This window comes from Providencia alcalifaciens (assembly GCF_020271745.1).
GTDB classification, from domain to species: Bacteria; Pseudomonadota; Gammaproteobacteria; order Enterobacterales; family Enterobacteriaceae; genus Providencia; species Providencia alcalifaciens_B.
The window spans coordinates 594,791-609,120 of record NZ_CP084296.1; the positions used below are offsets into that span (position 1 = coordinate 594,791).

Annotated in this window: 14 protein-coding genes and 1 riboswitch; of the genes, 6 read left to right on the plus strand and 8 right to left on the minus strand. The window is 44.2% G+C overall.

The features are described 5' to 3' along the window. Positions 1-22 precede the first annotated feature (22 nt). The gene (locus tag LDO51_RS02610; RefSeq protein ID WP_225576236.1) at positions 23-730 is read left to right on the plus strand and encodes a DUF1190 family protein; all 708 of its coding nucleotides are present in this window, start codon (positions 23-25) and stop codon (positions 728-730) included. Between the two features lie 6 nt (positions 731-736). Beyond that, entirely contained in the window at positions 737-1,897 is a 1,161-nt protein-coding gene (locus tag LDO51_RS02615) for a glutathionylspermidine synthase family protein (protein WP_225576237.1), read from the plus strand. A gap of 125 nt (positions 1,898-2,022) precedes the next feature. Here LDO51_RS02615 and ygiD read toward each other — a convergent pair whose 3' ends face one another. Continuing rightward, positions 2,023-2,826: a 4,5-DOPA dioxygenase extradiol gene (gene ygiD, locus LDO51_RS02620; protein ID WP_225576238.1), complete on the minus strand. Its 804-nt coding sequence runs from the start codon at positions 2,824-2,826 to the stop codon at positions 2,023-2,025. A gap of 170 nt (positions 2,827-2,996) precedes the next feature. Then, positions 2,997-3,650 carry a 3,4-dihydroxy-2-butanone-4-phosphate synthase gene (gene ribB, locus LDO51_RS02625; protein ID WP_225576239.1) on the minus strand — a complete coding sequence of 218 codons (654 nt, stop codon included), beginning with the start codon at positions 3,648-3,650 and terminating at the stop codon, positions 2,997-2,999. 153 nt (positions 3,651-3,803) lie between these two features. Continuing rightward, positions 3,804-3,971, minus strand: a riboswitch (FMN riboswitch). Positions 3,972-4,196: 225 nt separating this feature from the next. On the opposite strand from ribB, the gene ubiK reads away from it, so the two are divergent. After that, complete coding sequence (gene ubiK / locus LDO51_RS02630; protein ID WP_006662951.1) at positions 4,197-4,475, plus strand: ubiquinone biosynthesis accessory factor UbiK; 279 nt, start codon at positions 4,197-4,199, stop codon at positions 4,473-4,475. A gap of 68 nt (positions 4,476-4,543) precedes the next feature. On the opposite strand, the gene LDO51_RS02635 is transcribed toward ubiK, so the two are convergent. The 5 genes from LDO51_RS02635 to LDO51_RS02655 form a co-directional block, all read right to left on the minus strand. Then, positions 4,544-4,897 carry a type II toxin-antitoxin system HicB family antitoxin gene (locus tag LDO51_RS02635; protein WP_225576240.1) on the minus strand — a complete coding sequence of 118 codons (354 nt, stop codon included), beginning with the start codon at positions 4,895-4,897 and terminating at the stop codon, positions 4,544-4,546. Next, positions 4,890-5,168, minus strand: coding sequence for a type II toxin-antitoxin system HicA family toxin (locus LDO51_RS02640; RefSeq protein ID WP_036956265.1), 279 nt, complete (start codon positions 5,166-5,168; stop codon positions 4,890-4,892). The genes LDO51_RS02635 and LDO51_RS02640 overlap by 8 nt, the downstream gene beginning before the upstream one ends. Before the next feature lie 183 nt (positions 5,169-5,351). Next, the gene (gene hldE, locus LDO51_RS02645) at positions 5,352-6,779 is read right to left on the minus strand and encodes a bifunctional D-glycero-beta-D-manno-heptose-7-phosphate kinase/D-glycero-beta-D-manno-heptose 1-phosphate adenylyltransferase HldE (protein ID WP_225576241.1); all 1,428 of its coding nucleotides are present in this window, start codon (positions 6,777-6,779) and stop codon (positions 5,352-5,354) included. A gap of 95 nt (positions 6,780-6,874) precedes the next feature. Continuing rightward, positions 6,875-9,718, minus strand: coding sequence for a bifunctional [glutamate--ammonia ligase]-adenylyl-L-tyrosine phosphorylase/[glutamate--ammonia-ligase] adenylyltransferase (gene glnE / locus LDO51_RS02650; protein ID WP_225576242.1), 2,844 nt, complete (start codon positions 9,716-9,718; stop codon positions 6,875-6,877). An 11-nt stretch (positions 9,719-9,729) separates the two neighbouring features. Next, the gene (locus LDO51_RS02655) at positions 9,730-10,692 is read right to left on the minus strand and encodes an inorganic triphosphatase (RefSeq protein ID WP_225576243.1); all 963 of its coding nucleotides are present in this window, start codon (positions 10,690-10,692) and stop codon (positions 9,730-9,732) included. Positions 10,693-10,973: 281 nt separating this feature from the next. Between LDO51_RS02655 and LDO51_RS02660 the strand changes: the two genes are divergently transcribed. Continuing rightward, complete coding sequence (locus tag LDO51_RS02660) at positions 10,974-11,585, plus strand: TIGR04211 family SH3 domain-containing protein (RefSeq protein ID WP_036956260.1); 612 nt, start codon at positions 10,974-10,976, stop codon at positions 11,583-11,585. 10 nt (positions 11,586-11,595) lie between these two features. Further along, positions 11,596-12,843, plus strand: a complete 1,248-nt coding sequence (locus LDO51_RS02665; protein WP_225576244.1) for a multifunctional CCA addition/repair protein — start codon at positions 11,596-11,598, stop codon at positions 12,841-12,843. A 79-nt stretch (positions 12,844-12,922) separates the two neighbouring features. On the opposite strand, the gene folB is transcribed toward LDO51_RS02665, so the two are convergent. After that, positions 12,923-13,282, minus strand: coding sequence for a bifunctional dihydroneopterin aldolase/7,8-dihydroneopterin epimerase (gene folB / locus LDO51_RS02670; RefSeq protein ID WP_225577202.1), 360 nt, complete (start codon positions 13,280-13,282; stop codon positions 12,923-12,925). Between the two features lie 115 nt (positions 13,283-13,397). Here folB and plsY point away from each other — a divergent pair, with 115 nt between their 5' ends. Continuing rightward, on the plus strand, positions 13,398-14,051 hold the full coding sequence (gene plsY, locus LDO51_RS02675; protein WP_225576245.1) for a glycerol-3-phosphate 1-O-acyltransferase PlsY: 654 nt from the start codon (positions 13,398-13,400) through the stop codon (positions 14,049-14,051). The last annotated feature ends 279 nt before the right edge of the window (positions 14,052-14,330 follow it).

A 14,330-nucleotide genomic window follows, 5' to 3' on the forward strand; every position in this document is an offset into this window, starting at 1 on the left:
TTATTTATTCAAGGTAATTACCATGACCATGAAGCGTACCAAAAATATTAATCAGAACGCCTTCCGTAAGTCTTGGCGCTCATACCGTTTAGCCCCTGTCGCTGTTGCGGTCAGTGCTGTATTTATGCTGTCTGCGTGTGAAGAGAGCGATGAAACCGTGTCTCTGTACACTAATGCGCAAGACTGTAGCCAAGCAAATCCATCTCAAGCAGACCAATGCACCCTTGCGTATAACAACGCATTGAATGAAGCCGCTAAAACGGCGCCAAAATACGCAACTCAAGAAGATTGTGTAGCGGAATTTGGTGAAGCAATGTGTACTCAAGCACCAGCTCAAGCAGGCATCGCAGGTACAAGCACACCAGCAGCAGGCGAGCCTGCCGCTCAACCACAAAGTAGTGGCAGCATGTGGATGCCATTAATGATGGGCTACATGATGGGTCGTATGATGGGCGGTAGCGCACCATCTCAACCACTGTTTAGCTCTAAAAACCCAGCAAGCCCAGCAAATGGTAAATTTGTTGATTCAACGGGTAAAAGTTATGGTCCAGCTGTTGCGGGCGGTCGTTCAATGAGCGTACCAAAAACCGCTATGGCACCAAAACCTGCCACCACCTCCACCATTACTCGTGGCGGTTTCGGTGACACAGTCAACAAACAAGCGACAGCACAACGTTCATCTTCGTCCGCGAAATCCAGCTCATCCTCTTCCCGTTCAATGGGTGGTTGATAAGTAATGAAACGTGTTCCTATTGTAGAGCGTCCTAACTGGCGCGAAAAAGCGGATGAGTTTGGTTTTCACTTCCACACTATGTACGGCGAACCGTACTGGTCTGAAGATGCCTATTACCAATTCACGCTAGCGCAAGTTGAAGAAATTGAAGAAGCTACCGCTGAAATTCACCAAATGTGTTTAAAAGTGGTTGAGCGCGTTGTTGAAAGCGATGAGTTACTCGCTCGCTTTCAAATTCCTAAACACTGTTGGGAATTTGTTCGTAGTTCGTGGAAAAGTGAGCAACCTTCATTATATTCCCGCCTCGACTTAGCTTACGATGGCGTAAATCCACCTAAGTTACTGGAAAATAATGCAGATACACCAACGTCACTGTATGAGTCAGCGTTCTTCCAATGGATTTGGCTAGAAGACCAAATCGAAGCTGGAAAACTGCCAGAAAATGCTGACCAGTTTAACAGTATTCAAGAGCAACTGATTGAGCGCTTTGGTGAGCTGAAAGATCAATACGGTTTCCGCTTGCTACATATGGCTTGCTGCCAAGATACTGAAGAAGATCGTGGCACTGTCCAATATCTGCAAGATTGTGCGAACGAAGCTGGCGTAGCGACCGAATTCCTGTATATGGATGAAATCGGGCTAGGTGAAAAAGGTGAATTCACCGATACACAAGATCAGGTTATCAGTAACCTGTTCAAACTGTATCCATGGGAATTTATGCTCAGAGAAATCTTCTCAACCAAACTGCAAGATGCAGGTGTGCGTTGGTTAGAGCCAGCTTGGAAAAGTATTATTTCCAACAAGGCGTTGCTACCAATGTTATGGGAAATGTTCCCTGACCATCCAAACTTGTTACCAGCCTACTTTGCTGATGGTAACAAACCAGAGCTTGAAAGCTATGTGATTAAACCGCTATTTTCTCGTGAAGGTGCGAATATTCGTGTTATCGAAAATGGCAAAGAAATCGCCTCTGCGGATGGTCCTTATGGTGAAGAAGGGATGATTATCCAGCAATTCCATTCACTGCCAAAATTTGATGGCAGCTACACATTAGTGGGAAGCTGGTTAGTTAACGACCAACCTTCAGGCATCTGCATTCGCGAAGATAAAGAATTGATTACTCAGGATTTATCTCGTTTTTACCCACATATTATCATCGACTAATATTTCGTAGTTTGATAAAAATAGGGTGTCTGATAAAAAAAGCGGCAACGAACTATTTCGTGCCGCTTTCTTATTTTTTGTTCTCAGTATTAACCAATTTGAAAGCATTAATCGATTTGAAAATATTAACCGATTTGCACTGACAACATGCTCAGTGATGCGGAAACAATACCTTCCACAGGCGTGCTTATCCCTTCATCACCATCCCAAGTTCCTAAAATAGGTAAGATAGGTAAAAAGTGTTCCGGTGATGGATTCGATAATTTACCATCTTCACGATCTAACCCTTTAGTGAGTGGATGCGGCTGCTCGTGACTGCGTAAATTGTCATACACAAACTGCTCAAAAGAGGTTGCCCAAGGATAAGGCGCTGCATTTGCATTTTGCCAGTCCATCGCTCTTAAATTATGAACCACGTTGCCGCTGCCCATAATCAATACCCCTTCATTTCGTAATACCGCCAATTTTTTTCCTAGCTCATAATGCCAAGTAGCTGGTTTCGTACCATCAATACTGAGCTGAACAACAGGAATATCCGCTTGAGGATACATACGGACTAAAATTTCCCATGTACCGTGATCAAGTCCCCACTCCTCTTTATCTTGATAAATTGGCTCTGGAGACAGTAATTCAGCTACCTGTTTAGCCAGCTCTGGAGAGCCCGGTGCTGGGTATTCAATTTGGTATAAAGCTTCGGGGAAGCCACCAAAATCATGGATAGTTTTCGGTTTAACCATCGCCGTGATCGCCGTTCCACGGGTATACCAGTGTGCTGAGATCACCAAAATCGCACGCGGTCTAGGCAAGGTTTTACCCAGATTTTCCCACGCTTGCGTGTACGAATTATGGTTAATCGCGTTCATCGGGCTACCATGACCGATAAATACCGCAGGCATTCGATGGGTTAAGTGTTGGTTATTTGTCGACATGATGACCTCAATTCCACGAAAAGGATAATGAATATCAGCATACCCTTTTTTAGAAAAAACACAGTGGGGGAATTATGAGAATGATCATCAAAAAATTTGAAGAGGCCACAAAGGTGTGCAACTTTGTGGCCGATGACTCTATAAGCAAAACGTTTTAAAAACCTAGCAAATTAGCTGGCTTTTTTTTCCAACTGAAGGCGGTAGTTCACTAAATCTTCGATAGTCACAACAGTCATGTTGTGCTCGCGAGCAAACTTCACCACATCTGGTGCACGCGCCATGCTACCATCATCGTTGGTTAACTCACACAGTACTCCAGCGGGTTTGAAACCTGCCAGTACAGCTAAGTCAATTGTCGCTTCGGTATGACCACGGCGAGTTAATACACCGCCCTCACGAGCGCGCAGAGGGAATACGTGACCTGGACGGTTAATATCCGCAGGTACCGCATTATCCGCAATTGCGGTTTTAATCGTCGTAATACGGTCAGCCGCAGAAACGCCTGTCGTTACGCCTTTTGCCGCTTCGATAGTGACCGTAAACCCTGTTTGGTTTTGGCTGGTGTTTTTTTCCACCATCATCGGGATATCAAGCTGCTTACGGCGTTCATCCGTAATACACAAGCAAACAATGCCGCTGCTATAGCGAATGGTCATTGCCATTTGCTCTGTGGTCATGGTTTCTGCTGCAAACACTAAGTCACCTTCATTCTCACGATCTTCGTCATCGAGAACTAAGATACCTTTGCCTTGGCGCAGGGCTTCAATTGCATTTTCAACACGCTCGGTTGGATTACCGAATTCGGAAAGTAGCGTCTGATTCATGGTAAAAACCTTCTTAAATTAACAATATTTGAGTTACCAGAACCAGGGCAGTCTTAGGAGTACGAGAAATGAATAAACACAACGACTAACAGCCGTTTCGCCATTCAATATGTAGAACAATATTGCACCCAATAGGTACAAGCATGCAGATACAGTGATTCTCTCCCATCCGGACTATAACCGTCGGCTCCAGATTCACACTGGATCTGCTGACCTTTCCTATCCATGACAATAATGCCAAAGATAACAAAGCGCTCGCGGGCTTCATGCGCGATGCATGTTACCGCCGGTGGGGACTTTCACCCCGCCCTGAGATTACGCAATTAATATAACTCCAATAATTCAATGGTGCAACGAACAAACGATAAACTGGAAACTTACTCACACTTTTCGTCAATAAAAACAAGATGAAAAGCTGGTTTTTTATAATAATGTCAGAAGGTGGTTTATTCATAACGCCGCAGGTATTACACTACCCCACATGATTTATCTTGAAACTGACGCTATCTTAAAGCAGACGTTATATTGAAACTGAAGGACCCGCGAATGCTCGATCCGAAAAAAATTGAACAAGTTGCCCGCCAAATTCAAGGTGCATTACCAAAAGGTGTGCGTGACTTAGGTGAAGACTTTGATAAAAAGCTTCGTTCACTGCTGCAATCTCAGCTTGGCAAATTAGATTTAGTTAGCCGTGAAGAGTTTGATATTCAAACACAAGTTTTGCTGCGCACTCGTGAAAAACTGATGAAAATGGAGCAGCGCGTCAGCGCCCTTGAAGCCCGTTTTTCTGATGAAAAAGTGATTGAAGAAAAACAAGAAGATTGATTCAAAAATTACAGTGCCCTGAATGTTTTAATTAAATTTCAGGGCACGTTTACCTTGCAAATATATTTTTACTTCGAAATAAGCTCACGTTCTAATAATTGAACAATATATTGATTTTTAGATAAATTATTAGCGGTTGCTATTGCATCTAGACGTGGCTCCAAATGGCTGGGATAGCGCAAAGTAAAAGACCTAATCGTCTCTTGGTCTTTAAAGGGTTTAATTTCCTCTTCCTGACAAGTCAGTACATATTCCCCCAGTGAAATTTTCGCTTCTTGTATTAATCCCTCGATACTATCAGAGACAAAATCACAATAGCCTGTTACATCTAAAAACTTACCTCTAAATGCTTTAATTTCAGATTCATAAGCGACAGATGCAGGATGCCCGTCGATTATCATGACATTGCTTCCTTTAATCATATTTCACTCCAATTACATTCTCAAACCACTCACGTAAACCACTAATAGCACCTTTATCCATTACATTACCTGGATGGGGTTCATGCGTCTGAAACAAAGAGCCGAACAAAATAAATTTTCGTCGTGAACCATTACCATTTTTAACTTTTCCACCCAAATTACAAATTAGGCTTAAGACATCATCCCATTTAATTCCAGATTTGGGCGGTATAGTGAGTATATCCACCATTGTCTTACGGTGCTTAGAAGACAGTTCCATCATTTTTATCATCATCTATCCTATGACATCCAATCTAGTGGTTATAGAATAAATGATGATAGAGTGACGTCAAATATTGACGTCACAATAAGCTAACATTTAAGACAAACTATCACAAACAAAAAAGCCTAACTTCTGTACGCATGTAAATGCAAACAAAAAGCTAGGCTTTTGCTAAAACCAATTAAAATCTAATTATTTGGTTTTCATAATATTTTTGATGATATTGGTGGTTGAAATACCATCTTCGAAATTCAGAACCATCACTTGCCCACCAGCAGCCCACACTTCCTTGCTACCAGCAATCTCATCTGGTTGATAATCCCCACCCTTTACTAAGATGTCAGGCAGAATCTCTGAGATCAAACGCTGCGGTGTATCTTCCTCAAATGGCACAACCCAATCCACGGCACCCAATGCGCCCAATACAATCATACGTTGGTCTAATGGATTAACTGGGCGAGTTTCCCCTTTTAAGCGACGAGTCGATGCGTCACTGTTTACCGCAACAATCAGGCGATCACCCAATTTACGTGCATTGGCCAAATAGGAAACATGTCCTGCATGCAGAATATCGAAACAACCATTGGTCATTACCACGCGCTCACCACGAGCTCGAGCATCGGATACTGCTTGCTTAAGCTGGCTCTCGGTCATTACGCCGAAACCATTTTCTGCGCGGCCACGGATCGCATTTTCTAATTCGATAGGGGAGACCGTTGAAGTTCCTAATTTGCCAACCACAACCCCCGCCGCTGCATTCGCTAATGCACACGCTTCATGTAATGGACGACCGGATGCAATTGATGCCGCCAATACGCCAATGACCGTATCGCCAGCCCCTGTCACATCAAAGACTTCTTGCGCTTCAGTCGGTAAATGTAAAGGGGCCTCATTACGGCGAATCAGGCTCATGCCTTGCTCTGAACGAGTAATCAACAGTGCTGATAACTCTAAAGATTCCAGGAGCTGCATCCCTTTTTCTTCAACATCTTTATTATCTTTGCAACGACCTACAATCGCTTCAAATTCAGACATATTTGGCGTTAACAACGTCGCTCCGCGATAACGCTCGAAATTGTTGCCTTTCGGGTCAATAAGAACAGGTACGCCCGCTTTATTCGCCAGTGCGATCATCTTCTCAACTTCGGTTAATGCACCTTTCGCATAGTCAGACAGCACCAACGCGCCAATATGTGGCAGGGCTTGCTCGATACGCTCTAGCATTGGCTGCGCATCCACATTTTCGAACCCTTCTTCGAAATCAAGGCGAATCAGCTGCTGGTTACGGGATAAAACACGTAACTTAGTGATAGTTGGATGCGTGGGAATTGCCACAAAATCACAGCGTACATTCACGCCATTCAGGTTCTCGGTCAGCGCTTTAGCCGCGTCATCAATCCCCGTTAAACCTACTAGGCGAGAATTTGCGCCCAGTGACGCGATGTTCATTGCCACGTTTGCAGCGCCGCCAGGACGCTCTTCCACCATAGTCACTTTAACAACCGGAACCGGTGCTTCAGGCGAAATACGATTCGTAGGTCCATGCCAGTAACGATCTAACATGACATCACCAACAACCAACACACCTGCTTGCTTATAATCAGGAAGGGTTACTTTCATCCCGCACTCCAGTTATGAAAAGAAAATCTGAAATTAATTGCCGCTAATACTAGCATACTGCGCGATATCGCCTAAATAATTTGCTAGCTAATCAATTACTCAAGCCATTTTTTCCAGCTGGCAAGCACCAAAGCTCGTTGAGCTGAAAATTGTTGACTGTCCACGCGGCTTGGTAAAGATTGTAGCGCTAAATGATGCAACTCATTACGCATCGAGACATACGCCTGCGTTAGGCCATACGCCTCTTCTTCTGACATAAAATCATACTGCGCCATTAACTCAAAAATACGTACATTATCAGACCAGCGAGTCAGCGCTGGGTTATCAATAGCAAAACGCAGCACTAAATATTGAGCAATAAATTCAATGTCCGTGATCCCGCCCGGATCGGCTTTTAAATCAAACTCATTTTCCTGATGGCTTCCCAAATGCCGATGCATTTTCAGGCGCATATCCCGCACCTGCTCACGCAGTACACCCGGCTCTCGTGGCAGACATAAGGTTTCATGACGAATTTGCGTGAATTTTTGTTGCAGTGAACCGTCACCAAATACCATGCGAGCGCGGATCAGCGCTTGATGCTCCCATGTCCACGCATCATTTTTTTGGTAATCATCGAAAGATTGGATTGTGCTGACCAACATGCCCGATTCACCAGAAGGTCTTAGGCGCGCATCCACTTCGTACAATACCCCTGAAGCCGTGCGGGTGCTAAAAAGATGAATAATACGCTGCGCAACACGCAGATAAAATTGACGAGCCTCGATGGAACGATCCCCTGTTGTCACCGCATTCATCGGACAATCAAACAGAAAAACCAAATCTAAATCTGAGCTATAACCCAACTCCCAGCCGCCTAATTTACCATAACCCAGTACTGCAAATCCGTACTGTTTTTCATCAAACTGAGCTAAGTGTTCAGGCTCTCCATAGCGCTTAACCATCATTTGCCACGCTTGGTGCACTACGGCATCAATAATCGCTTCAGCCAAATAAGTTAAGTGGTCACTCACTTTCATCACGGGGAGCACCCCCGAAATATCCTCTGCGGCAATACGTAATAATTGCGCCTGTTTAAATTGGCGGAGCGCTTCTAGCTGCTGCTCTTCGTCATCTTCAGGCACGCGCATTAAATATTGGCGCAATTCATCACGGTAGGCGGTAAGCGGTAATGGCTGATACAAGGATTGCGGGTCGAGTAATTCATCCAACAAAAGTGGGTGGCGAGCTAATTGCTCAGCAATCATTGGCGAAGCCGCGCATAAGCGAATAACGTGAGTCAGCACTTCGTCAAATTCGAGCATTAACTCTAAGTAGGTTGTTCTGCTAACAATGCTCAGCAGTAATGGCGTGATACGTTCAATCACTCGCCCTGCATCTTCGCGCTCGCCCACTTTTGCCAACAATTTTGGCATTAATTCATCAAGAACATCACGACCCCGAGGGCCAATAGTGCGCTTATTCAGATCATGACGGAACAAGTTAATTCCGTGGATCATTTTTTCTGCGACGAGTTCATCTTTTGACGGTAAATAACTTGCCAGCTCCTCTTTGGAAAGCTCGCTTTGCCAGAGCGTAATGTACGCTTCATGGCACTCTTCCACTTGGTCTTCCTCGTCATCGCTACCAATTTGTTCTGCGAAGATTTGGTGTACCGTTGCCATTTTCGCACTCAGTTGCTGATAAAAATCAGCCCAGTTTGCAAACCCCATCCCCCACGCTAAACGCGCCTGATTTAAAGCATCATCGGGTAATGTTTGAGTTTGTTGGTCATCGATACTTTGCAGTAAATTCTCTAATCGGCGCAGAAAGATATAGCTATCTTGCAATTGAGTAACTTGCTGCGCTGGTAATAATGTAAGTTCTTCAATGCCTTGTAATGCAGTAAATAAAGACTGTGACTGTAACGCAGGTTCTCGCCCACCTCGGATCAGCTGGAAAACTTGGGAAATAAACTCAATTTCACGAATGCCTCCCGCGCCTAATTTGATGTTGTTGACCAACCCACGGCGGCGAACTTCCCGTTCAATCATGTTTTTCATATTACGTAGGGATTGGATGACACTGAAATCAATATAGCGACGATAAACAAACGGGCGCAATAACTTGCGTAGCGTATCCGCATAGTGAACGCTGTCAGGCCCCATGATGCGAGCTTTGACCATGGCATAACGTTCCCAGTCACGTCCCTGTTCTTGGTAGTAATCTTCCAAAGCAGAAAAACTGAAGACCAATGGGCCGCTATCGCCAAATGGGCGTAAACGCATATCAACGCGGTACACAAAACCATGAATGGTGACTTGGTCAAGAACGCGGATCAACTTCTGCCCTAGACGGGTAAAAAACTGTGCGTTATCCAGCTCTTTACGCCCACCTTGAGTAACCCCATTTTCGGGATAAGCAAAAATCAGGTCGATATCAGACGAGAAATTTAACTCCCTGCCACCGAGTTTCCCCATCCCAAGCACTAATAATGGCTGTGGGTTTCCAGCACGATCGCACGGCGTTCCCCATAAGAGGCAATAGGTTTTGTATAGCCAGTCTCGCGCTGCAACAATCAGTACCTCAGCCAGTTCGCTAAGTTGCACAATGGTATCGCGCTGAGTACATAATTCTAAAGTTTGCATCCAAGCAATGCGCACTAACATATGATGGCGAAAAGTGCGTAAAACCTGCATCAAATGATCTTCATCAGTCACCGATGCTAGCGCTTCCTTCAGCCATTCCCCATAGCGAGCCCATTCATCACCTACTGGCGGCAGTGCTCGAATATGCTGTAAAAATTGGGAATGGGCGAGAACCTGTTTCAACGCAAAATCACTGAATGAGAGGAAATTTAGTTCAGATTCATTTAGCGGAAGCAACTCAGAAGATTGCTCCGTAAACTGCTGAATAATACGTTGGTGTTGGTTCTGCAAAAGTTCGGAAGAAAGCGGCATAGATTCAGTACCTATTCGACATCGGTATATGTTAAGGCGGTTAACCACTGAATAAAGGCTAATTTGCATTTTAGCCATTGGCTACTGTAACAAAAACCTTCTGCACTGACCGTCTCATCAGTCACATTCAAACGTAATTGCTCCAGAGGGAGATCATGAACAAAATGCGGTGCAGAGTTTTGGTAATGCACTAAGAAAGCCTGAACAAAGCGTAAGAACTCACTGAGTCCATGGCGTGCATGCTCACCATCTGCTAGCCAATACTGTTCATGCTGCTGACAAAGTTGCTGCATGTGCAACAGTGACTTCTCAATCGGTTGTTCTTCATAATCAAACACAGACTCAGGACGCACTAGAGGGACCGGCTCACTCGCCAGCAATGAGTAGCCTCGCGCCGCTTTACTCAGGGAGGATAGATTCAGACCATCGATATCTGCAAATTTCTTCGCTAAATTCAGTACGTCCGCCACAAAGCCTTGTTTTAGTTCCAGTTCAAATTCTTGAATCGGTAAATCTTTCGCACCCGCAGAGACTTCCCCTTGGTCGAAGACAATTTCAATTTCACTATCTTCGAATTTCACCAACCATGTTTCGCGGGTGAAATTGGTGCTAAACAGAACTTCCAACTCATCCTCAAGTTGCGCGATATCCGTTCCTTCTGGCCAGATTTCTGCTGGAAATGCCGCGAGATTGATTTCAGGGGAATCAATTTCTACGTTGAACTCTGGACGCTGGTGTAATCCGCTAATCACTTGCCCAGCCGTTTTCATCGTCATCTCATAACGACCATCACAGCCCCGAATACGCAACCCCATATCCCATTGGCGTAATTGTCTTTGCGCCGTATCAAAGTAGATATTAGTCAGCTTGCGAGGAGCAGAATATTGTGGTGAAAGCGTCGAAATACACTGGCGAACAGCATCAATAGCAGAACTCTGAGCCGCTAACTTGAGTTCAACTTCTATGTGGTTCATACATTTCCTTATTTAATAATTTTACTGCATCCATATTACCCCAATCCCTGAAAGCAGAGAAAAGGAAACCGCACGGAAACCAAAAATTCTACAAACATAATCTCCCTTAGAGGGTTATTTCAATAACATGCTTAAAAATTGTATTATCCAGTGAGTTAGGAAGGTTCTCATTCTCATTCAACATTTACACAACTCTATGCTTTAACGTTTGCACCAATAGGCTTTACTTATTAATATTTAATTAATACGACACTCATTCACCGTAAAAAGATAAAAACACTATGCGAAAAATTCCACTTCTACTTGTTTCAATCATGGGGTTAGGCCTTTCAATCACAGCAAACGCTGAAACACGCTACGTTTCTGAAGATTTATCGACTTATGTCCGTAGTGGCCCAGGCACCAACTACCGTATTGTTGGCTCGCTAAACGCAGGTGAATCCGTTGAACTCATTTCTGTGGATAATAAATTTGCTCAGATTAAAGATGGCAAAGGTCGCACCGTTTGGTTACCAACGGATCAGCTTAGCGACATCCCAAGTATGAAAAGCCGAATTCCACAGTTAGAAGCTGAAAATCAAAAGCTCCGTCAACAATTAGATAACATTGATAATACGTGGAATACCCGCACCGCAGACATGCAGCAAAAAGTAGCCGATAATGATAGCGAAGTGCGTCAACTCAAAGCAGAAAATGAAAAACTGAAAAACGAGCTTATCAAAGCGGGTAAAAAGTTAGACATTGCTGAAGTGAATCTGGATGATCGCCGCCGTGAGTTAATTTTACAGTGGTTTATGTATGGTGGTGGCGTGGCGGGTGCTGGCTTAATTTTAGGATTACTTCTGCCTCACATTATTCCACGCCGTAAAAAACGCAATGATGGTTGGATGTAAGAGAGCCTAAATGAAAGTCTATCTCGTCGGCGGAGCGGTACGTGACAAATTACTTGGATTACCCATCTCAGATAGAGATTATGTGGTGGTGGGTACCACGCCAGAGGCGATGCTAGCCCAAGGCTTTCAGCAGGTAGGCAAAGATTTTCCGGTCTTTTTGCACCCAAAAACTCACGAAGAGTATGCCCTTGCCAGAACTGAACGAAAAATCGGTTCTGGCTACACTGGATTTAGCTGTTATAGCGCACCAGACGTTACCATCGAGGATGACTTACTGCGCCGAGATTTAACTATAAACGCCATCGCACAAAGCGATACAGGGGAGTTGGTCGACCCTCATCATGGTGTGCGTGATCTCAAAAATCGCGTTCTGCGTCATGTCTCAGATGCTTTTTTGGAAGACCCATTGCGCGTATTGCGTGTGGCGCGTTTTGCCGCTCGCTATTATGAACAAGGTTTTCGAATTGCCCCAGAAACCATGGCGTTGATGCAATCAATGTCGGAGTCAGGAGAACTATCCCATCTCACCCCTGAGCGCGTATGGACAGAAACGCACAAAGCACTGATGTCCAATTCACCACAAGTTTATTTTGAAGTTTTACGTGAATGCGGCGCACTTGCCATCCTATTTCCTGAAATTGATAACCTATTCGGCGTACCAGCCCCTGAGAAATGGCATCCAGAAGTGGATACTGGGATCCATATTTTGATGGTAATGCGCGTGATAGCAACATTATCGAAAGATATTGATGTGCGCTTTGCTGCGTTATGCCATGACTTAGGTAAAGGGCTTACGCCTAAAACAGTCTGGCCGAGTCATCCACAGCATGGGGAAGCAGGGATCCCACTGATCATCGGCTTATGTGAGCGTTATAAGATCCCAACCAGCACCAAAGATCTCGCCTGCCTTGCTGCAAAATATCACGATATGATCCATGTGATTAACAAGCTCAGCGCTGCCGATATTGTGGGGATCTTTGATGGATTAGATAGCTGGCGTAAACCTGAGCGTATTTTTCAGCTTAGTTTAGTGAGTGAAGCTGATGCTAGAGGCCGTGGAGGGTTAGAAAACCAAGCCTATCCTCAAGGAACATTTTTACGCCAAGCCTATGAGATAGCTAAAGCGGTCGCTGTAAAATCGATTATTGAGCAGGGCTTCCAAGGCGCAAAAATCCGAGAAGAATTGACTAATCAGCGTATTCAAGCTGTTGAAAAGTGGCTAAAAATACAAAAAGTAATGCAGTGCTATATTCGATAGAAATATTATTCGATAGAAACATTATTTGATAGAAACATTGGCGGCACTTCAACCGCCAATATCCACGAGACAATCCCCATTAACTGGTTTTTGTACCACGCTCAATCAGTACGCCCATATTGGCAGCACGAGCAACCGCCCCTGGCTTAGACACTCTCAGTCTCACCCATGGCGTCTTAAATGTGCTCATCAGTAATTGAGTGACCTCTTCTGCAACTCGCTCCACTAATGCAAATTTGTTATTCTCAAGATGTCCGACAATGCATTGGGTCACTTTTTCGTAATCTAAACAAAACTCAACATTATCGCTCATCGCGGCCTGTTTATTGTCCCATCCCATTTCGATATCGAGCAAAAGTTTTTGTTCAATATCTTGTTCCCAGTCATATACACCAATGGTGGTGATGACTGATAATTGTTCAATAAATACGATATCCATCACGTCATTTTCTCGTTTATGTGCTGAATTGATACCACTTCAGGAAAAATATGCGTATTATCCAAGACTGAAGTGAATTATTTATAAATAGCCTAAACCGTTTTTGGAGTTAGTTATGAGTGCTATCGCGCTTGGCATGATAATCTTCGCCTATCTTTGCGGATCAATATCGAGTGCTATTTTGATCTGCCGTCTGGCAAGATTACCCGACCCTCGTCAACACGGCTCTGGTAACCCCGGTGCAACTAACGTCTTACGCGTCGGTGGTAAAGCCGCCGCTGCCTCAGTACTGATCTGTGACGTACTGAAAGGGATGATCCCTGTATGGCTTGCTTATTATTTAAATGTGCAACCATTCTATCTTGGCTTGGTCGCGATTGCAGCCTGCCTTGGGCATATTTATCCGGTTTTCTTCCACTTTAAAGGTGGAAAAGGCGTTGCCACCGCATTTGGATCCATCGCAGCAATCGGCTGGGATCTTTCAGGCCTAGTAGCAGGCACTTGGCTGCTCACCGTATTGCTCAGTGGCTACTCATCCCTTGGGGCGATTGTCAGCGCACTACTAGCACCATTTTATGTGTGGTGGTTTAAGCCTGAGTTCACCTTCCCTGTTGCCATGCTGTCATGCTTAGTACTTGTTCGCCATCATGGCAACATTCAGCGTTTATGGCGCGGACAAGAAAGCCGAATTTGGCAAAAGTTGAAAAATAAAAAGCAAAAAACAACCAAAGAGATAGCTCAAGAGCAACGTGACGATAACAACGATTAACTCTCTTCACAAATCATTCCTCTAATAAGTCATTACTTTGATAAGCAATAAAGGCTGAATTTCAGCCTTTTTTGTATCTGTTATCTTCACTGCCTATTCAATCATCCCTTTCTATGCCATCAAAAGCTTTCCCTATTTTTTACTGCATTGACTCACATTTACACCACTAATTTTATTACGTATTTACACTTATTCACAATGCAGCGCACACTTTTAAAAAATAGTTAAAACATTGCAAATTTATTACTAATGAATAATTAAAAATTGTCGACTATATAA

Coding starts and splice junctions, on each gene's coding strand:
- LDO51_RS02610 (WP_225576236.1), top strand. CDS start 23: ATGACCATGAAGCGTACCAAAAATATTAATCAGAACGCCTTCCGTAAG.
- LDO51_RS02615 (WP_225576237.1), top strand. CDS start 737: ATGAAACGTGTTCCTATTGTAGAGCGTCCTAACTGGCGCGAAAAAGCG.
- ygiD (WP_225576238.1), bottom strand. CDS start 2,826: ATGTCGACAAATAACCAACACTTAACCCATCGAATGCCTGCGGTATTT.
- ribB (WP_225576239.1), bottom strand. CDS start 3,650: ATGAATCAGACGCTACTTTCCGAATTCGGTAATCCAACCGAGCGTGTT.
- ubiK (WP_006662951.1), top strand. CDS start 4,197: ATGCTCGATCCGAAAAAAATTGAACAAGTTGCCCGCCAAATTCAAGGT.
- LDO51_RS02635 (WP_225576240.1), bottom strand. CDS start 4,897: ATGATTAAAGGAAGCAATGTCATGATAATCGACGGGCATCCTGCATCT.
- LDO51_RS02640 (WP_036956265.1), bottom strand. CDS start 5,168: ATGATAAAAATGATGGAACTGTCTTCTAAGCACCGTAAGACAATGGTG.
- hldE (WP_225576241.1), bottom strand. CDS start 6,779: ATGAAAGTAACCCTTCCTGATTATAAGCAAGCAGGTGTGTTGGTTGTT.
- glnE (WP_225576242.1), bottom strand. CDS start 9,718: ATGCCGCTTTCTTCCGAACTTTTGCAGAACCAACACCAACGTATTATT.
- LDO51_RS02655 (WP_225576243.1), bottom strand. CDS start 10,692: ATGAACCACATAGAAGTTGAACTCAAGTTAGCGGCTCAGAGTTCTGCT.
- LDO51_RS02660 (WP_036956260.1), top strand. CDS start 10,974: ATGCGAAAAATTCCACTTCTACTTGTTTCAATCATGGGGTTAGGCCTT.
- LDO51_RS02665 (WP_225576244.1), top strand. CDS start 11,596: ATGAAAGTCTATCTCGTCGGCGGAGCGGTACGTGACAAATTACTTGGA.
- folB (WP_225577202.1), bottom strand. CDS start 13,282: ATGGATATCGTATTTATTGAACAATTATCAGTCATCACCACCATTGGT.
- plsY (WP_225576245.1), top strand. CDS start 13,398: ATGAGTGCTATCGCGCTTGGCATGATAATCTTCGCCTATCTTTGCGGA.